The sequence below is a fragment of the Streptomyces sp. NPDC037271 genome (assembly GCF_055603605.1).
Genome location: NZ_JBVJVN010000022.1, coordinates 25,030 through 41,982, shown reverse-complemented (window position 1 = coordinate 41,982; position 16,953 = coordinate 25,030). Strand labels below are relative to the sequence as shown.

Sequence of the window (16,953 nt, the reverse complement as noted above, 5' to 3'; positions counted from 1 at the left end):
ATGCGCAATGTGTGCGGCGTGTGCGGTGCGGGCGGGTCAGCCGGTGACGCGGAGTTCCAGCAGGACGGTGGCGGCGCCGCCGACGCCTTCGCCGACGCCCTGGAAGTCGTTCTTGTCCAGGTCGATCTCCTGGGACTTGCCCGCCGCGCTCAACTCGGCGTGCACGGCCGTCTCCCCGGTCTGCAGGGCGTAGACCTCGGGCACCTCGACGCTGAGGAAGCCCGAGGTGGAGGTGGTCTGGAAGCAGTACATGCCCTCGGTGCTCTTACGCGTCCAGACCTGTATCTGCTCCGGCGAACCGTCGCACTCCGCGAAGAAGACGTGCCCGTCCCCCCGGTGGACGGTGATGCCCTTCTCCTGGAGGATGCGGTCGGCACCGGGATGCTGGAAGTCCTCGACCGCGTACGGCATCGCGTCCGCCACCGCCGCGGTCCCGGCCGACGAGCCGTCGGACCCCGTGACGGCATAAGCGATCGACGACGCGCCCGCGACGGTGCAGACGGCGAGCAGCCCGGCAACAAGCGGCTTACGAAGGCGGGTTTTCATCAGAGTTCCCTTCCGAGGCGATGCGTACCGGGACCGGTACGCATGACGCGCCAGGGCAGTGGCATCGACTGGTGGTGATGCGGTCCGACTGGTGCCGCCGGCATGTCCACAGCGGCACAGACCCCTCACGTCGCCCTTTCCCGGCGCGCCGGATGCGCAAAGTATCACGTGGTCACAAGTCGTCCACAGGGCAGCCACATTGGAGACACGGGCGGTTCGGCCGTACGTAACTTCGGTCCGTCGGCGGGACAGTTGCCGACGCGTGCGGCCGGACTCCGGCACACCTCACATGAATTGGAAGTACCGGTCCCACCAGGCCAGAGGCGGGGCTTCTTCTTCTTCTTCCTCCTCCTCGTCGTCGTCGCCGAACTCCGCCGCCCATGCCGCCAGCACTTCTTCGGGGATCTCCTCGTCCTCCAGGGAACTCGGTCCGTCGTACGGCTCCAGCAGCAGTTCGACGGGCACATAGACGCAGCCGAGTTCCGTGCACAGCTCGTCGAGCCAGGTCACGAACGCCTCACCCAGGCCCTCCTCGCAACCAGGTACGCCCCAGCCCCTCCCCGTGCCCGTGGTGACGAAGGGGCCGAAGTTGCTCATCAGCACCCACAGGGGCCGGTCGGTCTCCGTGGCCGGGGCGGGGACCGAGACGTATCCGAAGAAGCTGGCGTCCTGGGCTCCGCCCACCGTCACGGAGGGCCCGAAGCGTCGCTCCAGGGCTTCGGCGAGCCGCGCGAAGCGCTGACGGGCGGCCGGGATGTCGTAGTGCTCGGGGAGTTCCAGGTGTGCGGGGTCGTCCAACTGGCGCAGGAGTGAACGGACGCGGTCGGGGGGGAGCATGGGCGTGGGTGTCCTTGTCGCGGGTAGGGGTGGGGCCGGCACGCCGGAGTCCCGGTGTGCCGGCCCCGAGAGCCGTGCCTGTCAGGCCGCGCTGTCAGGCGAGAGCACGGATATCACGTCCTCGGACAGGTCCCCGATGCCGAGGGGTATGCGGTGATGACCCGGTACAGCTTGCTCTTGTACCGGGTGACGATGCACAGGAACCTCTCACCGCCCTCACCGATGGGCTCGTCGTACTCGACGGGGAAGACCTTGCTGTTGCCGCTGAGGAGCGGCTTGCTCGGGCGCCTGCTCCAAGCGTCGTCGATCAGTGCCAGGACCTCGCTCTGGTCCTTCTTGATGAAGACACCGTGCAAGGGCTTGTCCGGGTTGGGCCGCGTGTGGTCCATCACGTGATCGATGCGGTGTCTCGTGGCGTTCTCCGCTCCGTAGACCAGGCCGCCCGGCGACCTGAACATGTCGTGGCCCATGGTCTGGAAGCCCACAGGGCAGCTGAACTCGCCCGACGCCTGGGCGAGGGCCATGGAGCGTGCCATCGACCGCCTGCCGCACAGGGCGAAGGCCGGGTTGCTGCCGAACAGCTTGCGGAAGAAGTCGTCCGCCTTGGTGCCCCACTTGCCGAACTTGACGCCCGCGGCGCCCCATCCGGCGAACGGCACGGCGCCGGCGCACGACAGGCCCGCGTCGATCTTCTTGCCCTCGCCGAAGTACCAGGCGCAGTTGACGCCGTCGGCGGCTTCGCCGAAGCCCGGGATCAGGCCCAGGACGTCGAGGCTGAAGTGGCCGCCCTCGGAGAGCACCTGCCCCCAGTCGATCTCGTTGAGCTCCTCGATGTACTTGGCGAACTCCTCGTCCTCCGCCCTCAGCTGGCGTTCCTCCAGCTCGGCCGCGATGTCCGCGAAGTGCTGCCGGATCTCCTCCTGGAGCTTGCGGAAGGCCACCTCGCCGGCGGCGGTCGACGCCTTGCTCGCCGCGTCGGCGTCCTTGCCCGCGGCGATCGACGAGGCGTACGCGGCGTCGGCCGCGGCCCAGGCGTCACTCGCGGAGGCCTGCGCGGCGGCGGCGGACGACTGGGCCTGGGCGGCCGACACGTCGGCGTCGCGGGCGGCGTTGTGCGCGTCGGCTTCGGCGGCACGGGCCGTCCGGGCCGACGCGGCGGCCTCGGCCGCGGACTTCTCGGCGGCGTCCGCGTGCGCGTCCGCGTCCTTGGCGTACTCGTCGGCCTGGGCCGCCGAGTCCTTGGCCTGCTGGGCGTACTTGGCGGCCTCCTCCGCGGCCTTGACGGCGTCGGCCGCCACCTTGGCGGCGAGCGCGGCGTCCTTGTGCGCCGTGGCGGCGACACGGGCCGCCCCGGAGATCAGTCCCTGCATCCGGGACACGTGCGTCGCGGTGAGCTTGTCCTGCCGCGCCGCGCGGTACTGCTCGACCTGGATGAACCTGTGCAGCACCTCCGGCGGCCCGGCCAGGGCGACGTCGGCCGCCGCCTTGAGTTCGGGCCCGCCGACGCTGCGCAGCTGAACCGCGCGGACGCGCTCGTCGGTGGTACGGGCCGTGTAGTACCCGGTCTGGGTGAACTCCCGCAACGCGTCGGTGGTGCCGGACTCCAGCGCCGCCTGGCCCGCTTCCATCACCGAGCGCCCGGCGTTGTTCATCAGCTGGGTGACCCGGATGCGGTAGTCATGAGCGGCCGCCTGGTGCTGACCGGTCTCGATGAACGTGCCGACCTGCGCGGTGTCGCCCTTGAGCGCCTCCTTCGCGGCGGTACGGACCGCTTCGTACTCCGAGTCCCACGCCAGGTTGACCGTGCGGGCGTACTCGTCGCGCTGGACGGCCTGGGTCAGGCCGGTCCTGATGTACTCGATGACCTGCGCGTCCGAACCCGCCAGGGCGGCCTCGGCCGTGGTGACGCTCCACGGGCCGCGGGTCTTGGCGACGTGCAGCGCGACCTTGCGGGCCTTGTCGGCGACTTCGCCGAGATCCGCGCCGGGAGCGGTCACCTCGGCCGTCAGGCGCTGTGCCTCCTCGTCCGCCGCCTTGGCCTCCGCGGCTTCCTGCTGTTCACGTGCCTTGCGCTCGCTGTCCGCCGCTTTCAGCGCCTTGGCCTTCTCGACCTCCGTGTAACGGCGGTCGGCCAGCTCCGCGGCCTCGACCTCGCGCGCCACGGTGTAGGTGGTCCTCGCCTGCGCCACGGCCGTGGTGGCGGCGTCGGCGGCCTTCTTGGCCTCGGCCGCGTGCTTGGCGGACTCGGTGGCGGCCTGGGCGGCGTCACCGGCGTGGTCGGCCGCCTCCTCGGCGGCCTTGCCCGCGTTCCGGGCGTGGACGGCCGCGGAGTTGGCGGAATCCCGTGCCTCACGAGCGGCCTTGGCCGCCTTGGCCGCCAGGGCGACGGCCCGGTTCGCGGCGCGGGTGGCCTCGGCCGCCTGTCGCCGTGCGTCGGCGGCCGCGTCCCGGGCCCGCTGGGCCTGGGCGCTGGAGACGTTGGCGTGGCCGCTGGCCGCCTGCGCGGCGGCTGCGGCGGCGTCGGCGTTGGCGCCCGCGCCGGCGGCGGCCTTGGCCGCGTTGCCGGCCTCGTCGGCCGCGGTCGCCGCGTGGTCGGCGGCCTTGGCCGCGGTCTCGGCGCCCTTGGCCGCGGCGTAGGCGCCCTCGGCGGCCTTGCGGGCGGCGCTCGCCTTGGTCGCGTCCGTGGCGGCGTCGGCGGCGGCGCCGCGGGCCCGGGAGGCGGCCTGGGCCGCGGAGGCGGCCGCCGCGGCGGCCTGTGCGGCGGCGTTGGCGGCGATGCGTGCCGACGTGTTGGCGGCGCGGGCCGAGGAGATCGCCTCCTGGGCGGCCTTGGCGGCCCCGCGGGCCGCGTCGGCGGCCCGGCCGGCGGCGTTGGACGCCTTGGTGGCGTCCTCCTTGGCCGCGGCGGTCTCCGCGGCGGCCTTCTGCGCGGCCTCCTTGGCCAGCTTGGTCGCCGCGATGGCCCGCGCGGAGGCCTCCTTGGCGGCGTCGGTCTCCACCCGGGCCTGCCGGCCGGCCTCCTCGGCCTGGGCGACCAGGTCCTCGATGGTGGCCTGCTCCTGGTCGCGGGCCCGCGCCACGTACTGGCCCACCTCCAGGAACGCGGTCACGTCCTCCGGAGCGCCGTCCAGCGCTGCCCGAGCGGCCTCCTGGGTGGCCGGACCGCCGGTGGAAAGGATCTGGACCACCAGCACACGCTCGTCGCTGCGCTCGGCGTCGTACTGCCCCTCGACGATGAAGCGCTGCACGTCCTCGGCGGTGCCGTTCATGGCGGCCTGGCCGACCGCCTTCACCTGCGGCCCGCCGGCGCTGATGATCTGGGTGGCACGGACCCGCTGGTCCTCCGCCAGCGGAGCCTGCCAGCCCGACTTCAGGAAGGTGTCCAGGTCCGCCGGCGTCCCGGCCAGAGCCGTCTCGGCGGCCTCCCGTACGGCCCGGCCGCCGACCGAGAAGATCTGCACGGTGGCGACCCGGTCGTCCGCCAGCTCCGCGACGGCCAGCTCACTGTCGAGGAACGTGCGCACCTGCTCGTCCGAGCCCAGCAGCGCCGCTTCCGCGGCCGCCTTCACACCGGGCCCGCCCGCCTTCCAGGCGCGCAGGACCTCTCCCCGGTCGGTGGCGGGAATGTGGTCCGTACTCGCCGCTTCGTCGGAGGCGGGAACCTCGGCCACCGGTGCCGCGACGGCCGGGGCTCCGAGGAGTCCCACGACGAGTGAGAGGAGAAGGGCCAGGCAGAGCGCCCGCGCGGACTGTCGCGTGGCGCTTGCCCGGCGGTCGGTTCCCAGGAGCCGGAACAGTCCGGCCCTGGTTCTGTATCTCTGTATCAACGTAGGTCAGCCATTTCTTGTCAGCCCACCATGGTGGATGCGAACGGGAGTTCGGCCACGGAAGGATACGCGGCGCGACGCCGCGTCAGCTGATGAATGATCAGACCGCTGAGGCGCGCGTGCGTGGCCGGAGGCGGAGCCCGACCGCTCGTACAGCCGCGCGCGGCCGGGCTCCGGGGCGCCGCGTGCCCCGTCGGGGAAGGCGGCCGACCGCGCCGTGACACCGGCGGCCCGCGGGCACCGGTGAACCGCGGGCGCCGGCGGCACGCTGGGTCACGGCTGCGGGTGCTCCGCGGGCGAGGGGGGTCTGTGGGCGCGGGTGGTCCGCGGGCGGGGGTGGCCCGGCGGCCCACCGGCGCGGGCGGCCTGCCGGCTCACCCGTGCGGGTGGTCCGGTGGCCGACCCCGCACCGGCGGGCCGTCGGTGATCGGCGGCCACGCCGCGCAGGGGCGTGCCGGGCGCCCGTGTCCGCGGCGTGAACCGTCGGGCCGGCCTCAGGCCGCCTGTGCCGAGGCCACCGTTTCCGCCGCGTGCATCGGCCGTCCCGAGCCCAGGTCCGTCAGGATCGCCGCCGAGGCCCGGTGGCCGGAGTGCAGCGCGCCGTGGACGGTGCTGGTGTCGCGGTGGTCGCCGCACACGTACAGGCCGGCCAGCAGCCGAACCGGCCTGCGCAGGTCGTGCGGTGGGCGCATCGTGGGCACCGCCTCGGGCGTGTGGTGCACGGCGAGGGTCTCCCAGCGGGTGGTCGGGGTGCCGTAGAGGCGGGAGAGGTGGATGCGTACGGCGGTGTCGACGTCGGGCGGGGGAGGGCCGAGGACCGTCGACGAGACGAGGGTGCGACCGGCCGGCGCACGGGACGGGTCCACCTGGCTGACCACCGCCGTGTGGGCGACCGGGCCCCCTCGGTCCGCGTCCAGCAGCAGGGCGGCACCGGTCGTCGGGAGCTCGTCCGTCGTGTGGTGCACCACCGTCACCGGGTGGAAGTCCGGCACCCTGAGGCCCGGCAGCAGCTCGGCCGCGGCGCGGGCGTCGGTCGCCACCAGGACGGCCCGGCAGCGGATGACGCCGTGCTCCGCCGTGGTCACGGCGTTGGTGGCGACCGAGGTGACCCGGACACCCGTGTGCACGGTGCCCGGCGGCAGCGTCCGCGCCAGCAGCTCCGGCAGCGCCTCGGCGCCGCCCTCGGGCAGTCCGAGCCGTCCGCCGGCGAACGCGCGCAGCGCGAGGTCGGCGCACCGGCTGGAGGTCGTGAGGTCCGGGTCGCACAGCAGGGCGGCGAGCAGCGGTCGCAGGAAGCCGTCGATCGTGCGGGCCGGCAGCCCGCGGACCGCCAGTGCCTGGGCGGCGGGCAGCTCCGGGCGGGCCAGCAGCCGCTCGACCGGGGTGTTCGCGAGCCGGGTCAGCGCGGCGCCGAGCCGGGCCTGGTCGACCGCGGTGCCGAGCGGGGCGCCGACGCGCGTACGGGGCGCGGGCGCGGGCCTGCCGGACGCGTGGGGGATGTGAACAGCGCGCCGGGGCGCGGGCGCCGACCGGGGGGCGCTCGCGAGGGCGCGTACTGCATGGAGTGCGCCCCTTGCGCTCCTTGCGCCCCGGGTACCCGCCGGGGCGCCCGCGAGGTGGTGACGGCCCTCGCTGTGCAGCAGGACGCCGGGGGCGAAGGGCAGCAGTGCGGGGCCGGCCGGCCCGGGGGCGCGGTGCGGTTCGGGAAGTGCCGTGGGCAGCAGCTGTCCGATCCTGTCGAGCCGGAAGCCGTCGATCTTCTCGGTCGCCATCCGGCCGCCCACCGTATGGGCCACCTCCAGGACCGTGGTCGTCACTCCTGCGCTGGTCAGCCGATGCGCCGCGGAGAGTCCGGCGATCCCGGCCCCCACGACGACGACGTCCGCCTGGTACGCGGGCTCAAGCACGTGCCCCTCCTCGAGGTTGCGCGGCCGCTGGAGACGTCATGCCCCCAACTGCCTTGAGGAATACCCGAGTTCGAGTCGAGGTTAGGTCTGGAAAAGGTCAAGGGGAGTCGCATGGAGGCAGGGCACGGTCGCACGACGGTCGCATACGGGTGTCATACGGGTGCCATATGGCCGTCATTCGGTCGGGAACTGGCCGAAGGCGACGAGGAACGGGCGGGCGCGGCCAGGGTGGCAGCGGGTGAGGCCGGGGCGGACGAGGGCGGGGCGGACGAGGGTGGGGCGGACGAGGGCGGAGCGACGAGGCCGGGCCGGGGCCGGCCCCGGGTCCTCCGGCACGGCCGCCCCGTTCCCCCACCTCACAGCGCCGCCCGGATCGCCCCGTCGATCTCCGGGAACGCGAAGCGGAAGCCCGAGTCCAGCAGGCGCGCCGGGAGGACCCGGGCGCTGCCCAGGACGTCGCCGGCCAGCTCGCCGAGCGCGGCGCGCAGGACCGGGGCGGGCACCGCGAACGGCGTCGGGCGGTGCAGCACGCGCCCCATGGCCGCGGTGACCTCACGGTTCGTCACCGGATGCGGGGCGGTCAGATTGAACGGGCCGGACAGGTCCCCGCGGTCCAGCAGGTGCCGGATCGCCGCCACCTCGTCGTGCAGCGCCACGAAGGACCAGTACTGGGACCCGTCGCCCAGCCGTCCGCCGAGTCCCGCCCGGAAGAGCGGGAAGAGCCGGCCCCAGGCCCCGCCCCGGCGGGAGACGACCAGCCCGGTGCGCACGAACACCGTCCGCACGCCCGCCTCGCGGGCGGGGGCCGCGGCGGCCTCCCACTCCAGGCACAGGGACGGCAGGAAGCCCTCTCCCGCGGGCGCGCTCTCGTCGACGGTCCGGTCGCCGGTCTGCCCGTAGAAGCCGATCGCGCTGCCGTTCACGAAGACCCGCGGAGGCGTCTCCAGTGAGGCGACGGCCTCCGCGAGCGCCGTCGTGCCGTGTACCCGGCTGCTGCGGACGCGCGTCTTGTACGCCTCGGTCCAGCGGCGGTCGCCGATCCCGGCCCCGGCCAGGTTGACCACGGCGTCGCACCCGGCGAGCCCGGCCGCGTCCACGCGTCCGCACTCCGGGTCCCACCGGACCTCGTCCGCACCGCGCGGCGCGTGGCGTACCAGGCGCACCACCTCGTGCCCGTCGGCGGTCAGGGACCGCACCAGTGCGCTGCCGATGACACCGGAGGCGCCGGCCACCGCGACGCGGGATCGATCCCTGTCCTTGGGCCGGTCGCCCGTGGGCCCGTCGTCCGTGGGCCGGTCGCCCTTGCGCTCGCCACTCGTGCGCCCGCGCCGCCCCCCGCCCCCGCGTCCGTCGTTCCCAGGCCCGTCATCCATGCGCCCGTCATCCATGCGCCCGTCGTCCATGCGCCCATCCTGCCGGGTGGCCCCGGAAAAACCCCGGACCGGTGCCCGGACCCGCGTCGTACAGTGACCGTCATGCCAGTTCCGCACATACGCCAGGCCAGGTCCGACGACGAGCAGCCGCTGCGCCGGATCGACCACGAGACCTGGTCCTACCTGCACGCCGTCTCGCCCCGACCGGAGCCGGACGACCCCTTCTTCCGCGAGACGTGCGGCCCCGCCGACCACCTGGTCGCCGAACTCGACGGCGCCGTCGTCGGCTACGTCCGCCTCGGCTTCCCCACGCCCCTGGCCTCCAACACCCACGTACGCCAGATCCGCGGCCTCGCCGTCTCCGACGCGGCCCGCGGCAACGGCGTCGGCCGCGCCCTCGTCCGGGCCGCCGTGGACGACGCCCGCCACAAGGGCTTCCGCCGCATCACCCTGCGCGTCCTCGGTCACAACACCGCGGCCCGGGGGCTCTACGAGTCCGAGGGCTTCGTCGTCGAGGGCCTGCAGCCGGAGGAGTTCCACCTCGACGGCGACTACGTCGACGACGTGCTCATGGGCCGGTCGCTGACCGGCCCCTGACGCTCACGACGCGACCGGCTCGCCCGTGTCCACCGCCCGGGTCGCGTCGGCCGCGCGCCGCGCGTCGGCGGCCACCTCGTCCGCCGTCAGCACGTAACCGGTCCCGGCGTCGGAGGTGGAGCGGGCGAAGACCACGCCGTACACCCGGCCGTCGGTGGTCAGCAGCGGTCCGCCCGAGTTGCCGGGGCGGACCGTGGAGCGTATCGAGTAGATCTCCCGGGTGACGTTCGCGTCGCTGTAGATGTTCTGGCCGGTCGCCCGGACCCGGTTCGCCACGGTCGCCGCCCGCAGGTCCAGGTCGCCGTCCTGCGGGTAGCCCGCGACCACCGCGGGATCACCGCGCTCCGCGTCGTCGTCGAACCGCAGGACGGGCGCGGTCAGGTCCGGGACGTACAGCACGGCCACGTCCTTGCGCGGGTCGAACAGCACCACCCGCGCCTCGTACGACGGCCCCACCCCGCCGACCCGCACGGTCGGGTCGTCGATGCCGGCCACCACGTGGGCGTTGGTCATCACGCGCTCCGGCGCGTACACGAAGCCGCTGCCCTCCCGGCCCTGGGAGCCGGCGACGCCCTCGACCTTCACCGTGCTGAGCTTCGCCGCCTCGGTGGCCGCCGCCGTGACACTGTCCCCGGAGGGCTCGGCGACCTTCGCGGTCGACTCGTTCTCGAACGGGTTGAAGACCTGCGGGAACCCCGCCTCGGCCAGCGCGGACGTCGCCCCGGAGAACCACGCAGGAGTGGTGTCCGGCATCGCCCGCTGCACCGCGCCCAGCAGCGTCGAGTCCCGGATCGCCGAGGTGAGCAGCGAGGAGGAGGACGCCGCCAGTACGCTCGCCGCCACCCACGCCACGATCAGCGCCGCCGCCGCGTTGGCCGCCGCCCCGCCGATCCCGTCGGCCGCCCTGAGCGGCCCGGCGTCCAGCTCCCGGCGCAGCCGCAGCGCAGGCCGCCCCGCCAGCTCGTGGCCCACCACCGCGGGCACCAGCACCGTGATCACGGCGGTCACCGTCGCCGCCGTCGAGCCCGGCGCCACCAGGTCCATCACCCACGGCAGGATCCACACGCCGATCACCGCGCCGCCCACGAAGCCGGCCAGCGAGACACAGCCGGCCACCAGACCGCGCCGGTAGCCGGAGGCCGCGTAGGCCAGCACCACCAGCACCAGCAGGATGTCGAGCACGTCCACGCGCACCGCCTTTCCACCGGGCCCCCTGCGGCCCCGGTCCCCCGAGTACGTGCCGGACGGGCCGGGTGATCGGCCTCGGGTCAACCGGAAAACGTCGTGGACCGGGACGATGGTTCCGCCAGGTGGCACGGCACACATCGCGGGCGGACCGGATCAGCCGGACAGTGGGCCCATGCGTGTCTTCCGAGGGCCGGGCGGGGACCGGGAGCGGCGTGTGGTCCCCGTACCGGGCGCCGCCGCCCGCACGCCGGGCGCGGTACGGGCGCTGCTCGGCTGTCTGCCCGGACTGGCCGCCGCCGCCGCGCTGGCGCTGTGCGCGAGCGGTGTGGAACGGGCGGCCACGACGCACGAGGGGCAGGTAGCCGCGGACCGGTACGCCGCGCCCCGGCCGCCCATCGTGCCCCGGTCGCGGTGGCTGGGCGACGCCGCCCGGACGCAGCCGCCCCCGCGCTACGACGACAAGGTCCTCGCCGTCTTCATCCATCACACGGACACGCCGAACGGCTACGACTGCGCCGACGTGCCGGCCATCCTCCGCGGCGTCTACACGGGGCAGACCGGCGCCCGGGACTGGGACGACATCGGCTACAACTTCGTCGTCGACCGCTGCGGCACCATCTACGAGGGCCGCGCCGGCGGCATCGACCGCCCCGTCACCGGCGCCCACACCCAGGGCTTCAACCACCGCACCACCGGGATCGCCGCCCTCGGCACCTTCACCGCCGGCGTGCCCGTGCCCGACGCGCTGACCGACGCGATCGCCGCGCTGGCCGCCTGGAAACTCGGCCGCGGCGACACCGACCCGCGCGGGAAGGCCAGCCTGGTCTCCAGCAACGGCCTCAGCCGGTACGCCGCCGGTTCCACCGCCACCCTGCCCGCCGTCGCGGGCCACGACGAGGGCTACCAGACCAGCTGCCCGGGCGCTGCCCTCACCGCCCGCCTCCCGCACATCAGGGACGTGGCGGCCCGGCTCCAGGGCCGGCCCGGCTGACCCGCGGGACGGGCACCGCGGTCGCGCGGGCCGCTGACACACCCCAGCCCCCTACGGCCGGCCGCACCGTCCGCCCGACGCCGGCCGCCGCCGTACGGCCCGAGGCCGGGACGGGCGGCGGGATCAGTCCCGCCCGAACCGCTCCCACAGGCGCGGGAAGCGGGCGGCGAGGGCCCGGTCGTCCTCCAGGTCGACCGGAGTGCCCAGCGGTTCCGCGGGCGCGGGCGCGATGCCCAGGTCGGGGGCGACGGTGCCGGTGAGCTGCTCGTAGGCCTCGTCGGCCGCGTAGCCCAGCTCCTCGCCGTCGCCGTCCAGCTCCTCGTCGAAGTCCTCCAGCAGCTCGGCGAGCGAGTCGGGATCGTGCACCCCGCCCTCGTACACCTCGCGGCCCTGGCCGATCAGCCAGCACCGGAAGTAGTCGAAGGCGTCGTCGCTCGCCCCGCCGAGCAGCACCCACGCGGCGCCCCACAGGTCCCACGTGCAGGCGCGGTTGTAACGTGCCTCGAAATGGCGGGCGAAGTCGAGCACCAGGTCCGGGTCCAGCCCGAGGAGCCGCTCCACGAGCAGTTCGGCCTGGTCCTCGGGATCGCCGTCGGCGCCCTGCCGGGTGGCGTCGATCAGCTCCCAGAACTCCGTCTCGTCCATCACGGGTCCAGCATCGGTCCTGGACGGGTGCGACGCACGCGGAGTGCGGCGGATCGTCATGTCCCGGCCGGGTCGGCGTCGCCGCGCACGCCTTCGCCGTTCACTCCGTCGCCGTACATTCCGGCCAGCCGCCGCGCCTCCCGCGCGAACCGCGCCCGCATCGCCTCGGGCGCCAGTACCTCCACCTCCGCCCCGAGCCCCCTCAACTGGGTGTGCGCGATCTCCTCCGACTCCACGGGCAGCGTCACCGTCACCCAGCCGTCCGCGTCCGGCGCCCCGGCGGCCCGCAGCGCTTCCCGGGCGGACAGCGCGTCGACGACGTGCGCCAGCCTGCGCGCACCCTCCGGCGACAGCCGCACCACGACCTCCACCCGCAGGATCGACCGCGCGAACTGCTCGGCCCGCTCCGTCCAGAACGCCGGCAGGTCGAAGTCGTCGTCCCGCTCGAAGCGCTCCTCGCCCGCCTCCACCGCCGCGAACCGGTCGATGCGGTACACGCGGAAGGGGCCCTCGTCCGCCGCCCGCGCGACCCTCGCGCACAGGTACCAGACCCCCGCCTTCAGCACGAGCCCGTACGGCTCCAGCTCCCGCACGACCTCGTCCTCGCCGCGGCGGTAGCGCGCGGTGACCCGCCGGTCGTCCCACACCGCGTCCGCCACCGCCGGCAGCAGCTCGGGCGTCCCGGGCTCCCGGAACCAGCTCGGCGCGTCCAGGTGGAACCGCTGTGCCGCCGTGCGGGAGGCGTCCCGCAGGGACGGCAGCAGGGCCGCCGACACCTTCAGGCGGGCCGCCGACGCCGCGTCCTCCAGGCCCATCTCGCGCAGCGCCCCCGGCACCCCGGACAGGAACAGCGCCTCGGCCTCGCCCCGTGCCAGTCCGGTCAGCCGGGTGCGGTAACCGCCGATCAGCCGGTAGCCGCCGGCCCGCCCCCGCTCCGCGTACACCGGTACGCCCGCCTCCGACAGCGCCTGCGCGTCCCGCGTCACGGTCCGCTCCGACACCTCCAGCTCCCGGGCCAGCTCGGCGGCGGTCATGGCCGGGCGGGACTGGAGGAGCAGCACCATCTTGATGAGGCGGGCAGCGCGCATGCCCCACATCATGCAGGAGGCCCCCGCCGCGGCGGGGGCCTCCTGTCAGACATGCCTGAGCCTTACAGGCCGTAGCGCTCGCGCGCCTCCTTCACGGACGTCGCCTTGACCTCGCCGCGCTTCGCGAGCTGGGCCAGGGCGGCGACGACGATGGACTCGGCGTCGACACCGAAGTGGCGGCGCGCGGCCTCACGGGTGTCCGACAGACCGAAGCCGTCGGCGCCCAGCGAGGACCAGTCCTGCTCGACCCACTGCGCGATCTGGTCCGGGACCTGGCGCATGTAGTCGGAGACCGCGAGCACCGGGCCCTCGGCGCCCTGGAGCGCCCGGCGGACGTACGGCGTCCGCTCCTCGCCGCGCAGCAGCGCGGCGTCGGCGTCCAGCGCGTCCCGGCGCAGCTCCGTCCAGGAGGTCGCGGACCACACGTCGGCGGACACGCCCCACTCCTCGGCGAGCAGCTTCTGCGCCTTGAGCGCCCAGTGGATCGCCGTGCCGGAGCCCAGCAGCTGGATGCGGGGGGCGTTCGCGGCCGGGGTGAGGCCCGCCGACTCCGCCGTGTTGAAGCGGTACAGGCCCTTGACGATGCCCTCGTCGACGCCGGGGACGGCCGGCTTGGCCGGCTGCGGCATCGGCTCGTTGTAGACCGTCAGGTAGTAGAAGACGTCCTGGTCCTCGCCCGGGGCGGCCTCGCCGTACATCCGGCGCAGACCCTCCTTGACGATCGCCGCGACCTCGTAGGCGAAGGCCGGGTCGTACGTCAGGGCCGCCGGGTTGGTCGCCGCGATGGCGGGGGAGTGGCCGTCCGCGTGCTGGAGGCCCTCACCGGTCAGCGTGGTGCGGCCCGCCGTGGCGCCGACCAGGAAGCCGCGGCCGAGCTGGTCGCCGAGCTGCCACATCTGGTCGGCCGTGCGCTGCCAGCCGAACATCGAGTAGAAGATGTAGAACGGGATCATCGCCTCGCCGTGCGTCGCGTACGACGTCGAAGCGGCGATGAAGTCGGCCATCGAACCGGCCTCGGTGATCCCCTCGTTGAGGATCTGGCCGTTGGTGGCCTCCTTGTAGTACATCAGCTGGTCGCGGTCGACCGGCTCGTACGTCTGGCCCTTGGGCGAGTAGATGCCCAGGGACGGGAAGAGGCTCTCCATGCCGAAGGTGCGCGCCTCGTCGGGGACGATCGGCACCCAGCGCTTGCCGGTCTCCTTGTCGCGCACCAGGTCCTTGACCAGGCGGACGAAGGCCATGGTGGTGGCCACGCTCTGCGAGCCGGAGCCCTTGTCGAAGGACGCGAACGCCTTCTCGGCGGGCGCGGGCAGCGGCGCGACCGGGTGCACGCGGCGGGCCGGGGCCGGACCGCCGAGGGCGGCGCGGCGCTCCTGGAGGTAGCGGACCTCGGGGGAGTCGGCGCCCGGGTGGCCGTAGGGGACCACGCCGTCGACGAAGGCGCTGTCCGCGATCGGCAGGCCGAGCAGGTCGCGCATGTCCTTGAACTCGTCCACCGAGAGCTTCTTCATCTGGTGGTTGGCGTTCTTGGACGCGAAGCCGCGGCCGAGGGTGTGGCCCTTGACCGTCTGCGCCAGGATCACGGTCGGCGCGCCCTTGTGGGCGAGCGCGGCCTTGTACGCGGCGTAGACCTTGCGGGACTCGTGGCCGCCGCGCGAGTAGTGGAAGCACTCGAGGATCTTGTCGTCGGACAGCAGCTTCGCCATCTCGGCGAGCTGCGGGTCCTTGCCGAAGAAGTCCTCGCGGATGTAGGCGGCGTCGCGCGTCTGGTACGTCTGCACCTGCGCGTCGGGTACCTCGCGCAGGCGGCGTACGAGCGCGCCCGTGGTGTCGAGCTGGAACAGCTCGTCCCAGGCCGTGCCCCACAGCGACTTGACCACGTTCCAGCCGGCGCCGCGGAACTGGGCCTCCAGCTCCTGCACGATCTTGAAGTTGGCGCGGACCGGACCGTCGAGGCGCTGCAGGTTGCAGTTGATGACGAAGGTCAGGTTGTCCAGGCCCTCGCGGGAGGCGAGGGTGAGCGCGGTGGTGGACTCCGGCTCGTCCATCTCGCCGTCGCCGAGGAACGCCCACACGTGGGAGTCGCTCAGGTCCTTGATGCCGCGGCTGGTCAGGTAGCGGTTGAACCGCGCCTGGTAGATCGCGGAGATCGGGCCGAGGCCCATGGAGACGGTCGGGAACTCCCACAGCCAGGGCAGGCGGCGCGGGTGCGGGTACGACGGCAGGCCGTTGCCGCCGGCCTCGCGGCGGAAGTTGTCGAGCTGCTCCTCGGTCAGGCGGCCGTCGAGGAAGGCGCGGGCGTAGATGCCGGGGGAGGCGTGGCCCTGGACGTAGAGCTGGTCGCCGGAGCCGTCACCCTCCTTGCCCTTGAAGAAGTGGTTGAAGCCGGTCTCGTACAGCCAGGCGGCGGAGGCGAAGGTGGCGATGTGGCCGCCGACGCCGTACTTGCTGCCGCGGGTGACCATCGCCGCCGCGTTCCAGCGGTTCCAGGCGGTGATCCGCTGCTCCATCGCCTCGTCGCCGTCCACGACGGGCTCGTCGGCGGTGGGGATGGAGTTGACGTAGTCCGTCTCGAGGAGCTTCGGCAGCGCGATGCCGGCGCCCTCGGCGCGCTCCAGGGTGCGGCGCATCAGGTACGCGGCACGGTGCGGCCCGGCCGCCTTGGTGACGGCGTCCAGGGAGGCCCGCCACTCGGCGGTCTCCTCGGGGTCGCGGTCCGGGAGCTGGTCGAGCTCGCTCGGCTGGATGGCTTTGGGGTCGGTCATGTCGCCGCCTTCCTCAGTCGAAGGGGGTTCCCTCATCGGCAAGGGTTCGGGGTGCCCTAGGTCTTTGGCAGGACAGGGCGGTGGGCTTCGGTGGAAGCCCGACGGTGACTGTAACTCCGTGATCGATGATCGATCAAAGGGTTGAGGGGCAAAACCTCTCGATACCGAGAAAGTCGGCACGGGGTGCCTCCGGCGGTGGCACGGGGTGACCTTGAAGATGATGGTTTGTGCAGGTGAGCGCGGTAGAGCTCGAGTGGTCCGGGAGTGTGGCGGGTGCGGGTCCGGGGTGGCTGGTCGCGCGGTTCCCCGCGCCCCCGAACGGCTGCGCCGTTCTCCGGGGGCGGGAACGTGACCGCAGGGGCGACGGACTACGCACGCGGCGCGCAGCCCAGGACGTGGGCCTTGACGATCTCCGGGATCCGCGGGTCCCGGCGGCGGAACGCCGCGACCAGCTCCTCGTGCTCCTCCGCGTACGACTGCTGCACCGTGCCCAGCCACCGTATCGACAGCGCCGTGAACACCTCGATGCCCAGGCCCTCCCACGTGTGCAGCAGCACCGAGTTGCCGGCCGCCCGCACCAGCTCCCGGTGGAAGCCCACCGTGTGCCGTACCTGGGCCGTCCCGTCGGACACCCGGTCGGCCTCGTACAGCGCGGCGACGTGCGGTTCGAGGGCCGAGCAGTCCTCCGCGAGGCGGTCCGCCGCCAGTTCCGCGGCGATCGCCTCCAGGCCGGCCCGGACCGGGTAGCTCTCCTCCAGGTCGGCGGCGGTCAGGTTCCGCACCCGTACGCCCTTGTTCGGGGCCGACTCGATCAGCCGCAGCGACTCCAGCTCACGCAGCGCCTCCCGCACCGGGGTCTGGCTGACCTCCAGCTCGGTGGCGATCCGCCGCTCCACGATCCGCTCGCCCGGCTGCCAGCGTCCGCTGATGATCCCTTCCAGGATGTGCTCGCGGATCTGTTCGCGCAGCGAGTGGACGACGGGCGCGGTCATGGGAGCTCCTTCGGGAGGGGCATGGATTTTATACAGCGGCCCGAACGGCCCTGGTCGAGGGGCGGTGGTCGGGCGGCGGGCGGGACCCCTGGGGCGTTCGACGTTGAGCAACAATACGGCCGTCGCGGCGGGCGGGTAGGGCGCACGGGGGCGCTTTTACGCAGGTGAGACGAGACTTACACGACCCATACCGGCCG

13 protein-coding genes are annotated in these 16,953 nt (G+C 73.7%); 2 read left to right on the top strand and 11 right to left on the bottom strand.

Annotated elements, in window-relative coordinates:
* Positions 1-36: 36 nt before the first annotated feature.
* From ACZ7G3_RS28190 to ACZ7G3_RS28165, 6 genes are all read right to left on the bottom strand, one after another.
* A complete protein-coding gene (locus tag ACZ7G3_RS28190; RefSeq protein ID WP_470928760.1) occupies positions 37-546 on the bottom strand; it encodes a hypothetical protein in 510 nt (169 codons plus the stop codon).
* Between the two features lie 285 nt (positions 547-831).
* Positions 832-1,383, bottom strand: coding sequence for a hypothetical protein (locus tag ACZ7G3_RS28185; RefSeq protein ID WP_470928758.1), 552 nt, complete (start codon positions 1,381-1,383; stop codon positions 832-834).
* A gap of 113 nt (positions 1,384-1,496) precedes the next feature.
* The gene (locus ACZ7G3_RS28180; RefSeq protein ID WP_470928756.1) at positions 1,497-5,090 is read right to left on the bottom strand and encodes a hypothetical protein; all 3,594 of its coding nucleotides are present in this window, start codon (positions 5,088-5,090) and stop codon (positions 1,497-1,499) included.
* Between the two features lie 614 nt (positions 5,091-5,704).
* The gene (locus ACZ7G3_RS28175; RefSeq protein WP_470928754.1) at positions 5,705-7,117 is read right to left on the bottom strand and encodes an NAD(P)/FAD-dependent oxidoreductase; all 1,413 of its coding nucleotides are present in this window, start codon (positions 7,115-7,117) and stop codon (positions 5,705-5,707) included.
* A 174-nt stretch (positions 7,118-7,291) separates the two neighbouring features.
* Positions 7,292-7,453 carry a hypothetical protein gene (locus tag ACZ7G3_RS28170; RefSeq protein ID WP_470928752.1) on the bottom strand — a complete coding sequence of 54 codons (162 nt, stop codon included), beginning with the start codon at positions 7,451-7,453 and terminating at the stop codon, positions 7,292-7,294.
* 20 nt (positions 7,454-7,473) lie between these two features.
* Positions 7,474-8,490 carry a TIGR01777 family oxidoreductase gene (locus ACZ7G3_RS28165; RefSeq protein ID WP_470928750.1) on the bottom strand — a complete coding sequence of 339 codons (1,017 nt, stop codon included), beginning with the start codon at positions 8,488-8,490 and terminating at the stop codon, positions 7,474-7,476.
* A gap of 102 nt (positions 8,491-8,592) precedes the next feature.
* Here ACZ7G3_RS28165 and ACZ7G3_RS28160 point away from each other — a divergent pair, with 102 nt between their 5' ends.
* On the top strand, positions 8,593-9,087 hold the full coding sequence (locus ACZ7G3_RS28160; protein WP_426603845.1) for a GNAT family N-acetyltransferase: 495 nt from the start codon (positions 8,593-8,595) through the stop codon (positions 9,085-9,087).
* A gap of 3 nt (positions 9,088-9,090) precedes the next feature.
* Here ACZ7G3_RS28160 and ACZ7G3_RS28155 read toward each other — a convergent pair whose 3' ends face one another.
* Positions 9,091-10,275, bottom strand: coding sequence for a MarP family serine protease (locus tag ACZ7G3_RS28155; protein WP_470928748.1), 1,185 nt, complete (start codon positions 10,273-10,275; stop codon positions 9,091-9,093).
* Between the two features lie 109 nt (positions 10,276-10,384).
* Between ACZ7G3_RS28155 and ACZ7G3_RS28150 the strand changes: the two genes are divergently transcribed.
* Positions 10,385-11,266 (top strand): peptidoglycan recognition protein family protein, encoded by an 882-nt coding sequence (locus ACZ7G3_RS28150; RefSeq protein ID WP_470928746.1) that lies wholly within the window; start codon positions 10,385-10,387, stop codon positions 11,264-11,266.
* 123 nt (positions 11,267-11,389) lie between these two features.
* On the opposite strand, the gene ACZ7G3_RS28145 is transcribed toward ACZ7G3_RS28150, so the two are convergent.
* From ACZ7G3_RS28145 to ACZ7G3_RS28130, 4 genes are all read right to left on the bottom strand, one after another.
* Positions 11,390-11,911: a DUF4240 domain-containing protein gene (locus tag ACZ7G3_RS28145; protein WP_426603857.1), complete on the bottom strand. Its 522-nt coding sequence runs from the start codon at positions 11,909-11,911 to the stop codon at positions 11,390-11,392.
* Positions 11,912-11,967: 56 nt separating this feature from the next.
* Complete coding sequence (locus ACZ7G3_RS28140) at positions 11,968-12,999, bottom strand: helix-turn-helix transcriptional regulator (RefSeq protein ID WP_426603851.1); 1,032 nt, start codon at positions 12,997-12,999, stop codon at positions 11,968-11,970.
* Between the two features lie 62 nt (positions 13,000-13,061).
* Positions 13,062-15,764: a pyruvate dehydrogenase (acetyl-transferring), homodimeric type gene (gene aceE, locus ACZ7G3_RS28135; RefSeq protein ID WP_470928744.1), complete on the bottom strand. Its 2,703-nt coding sequence runs from the start codon at positions 15,762-15,764 to the stop codon at positions 13,062-13,064.
* Positions 15,765-16,132: 368 nt separating this feature from the next.
* Positions 16,133-16,756, bottom strand: a complete 624-nt coding sequence (locus tag ACZ7G3_RS28130) for a GntR family transcriptional regulator (protein WP_426526830.1) — start codon at positions 16,754-16,756, stop codon at positions 16,133-16,135.
* Positions 16,757-16,953: the final 197 nt, after the last annotated feature.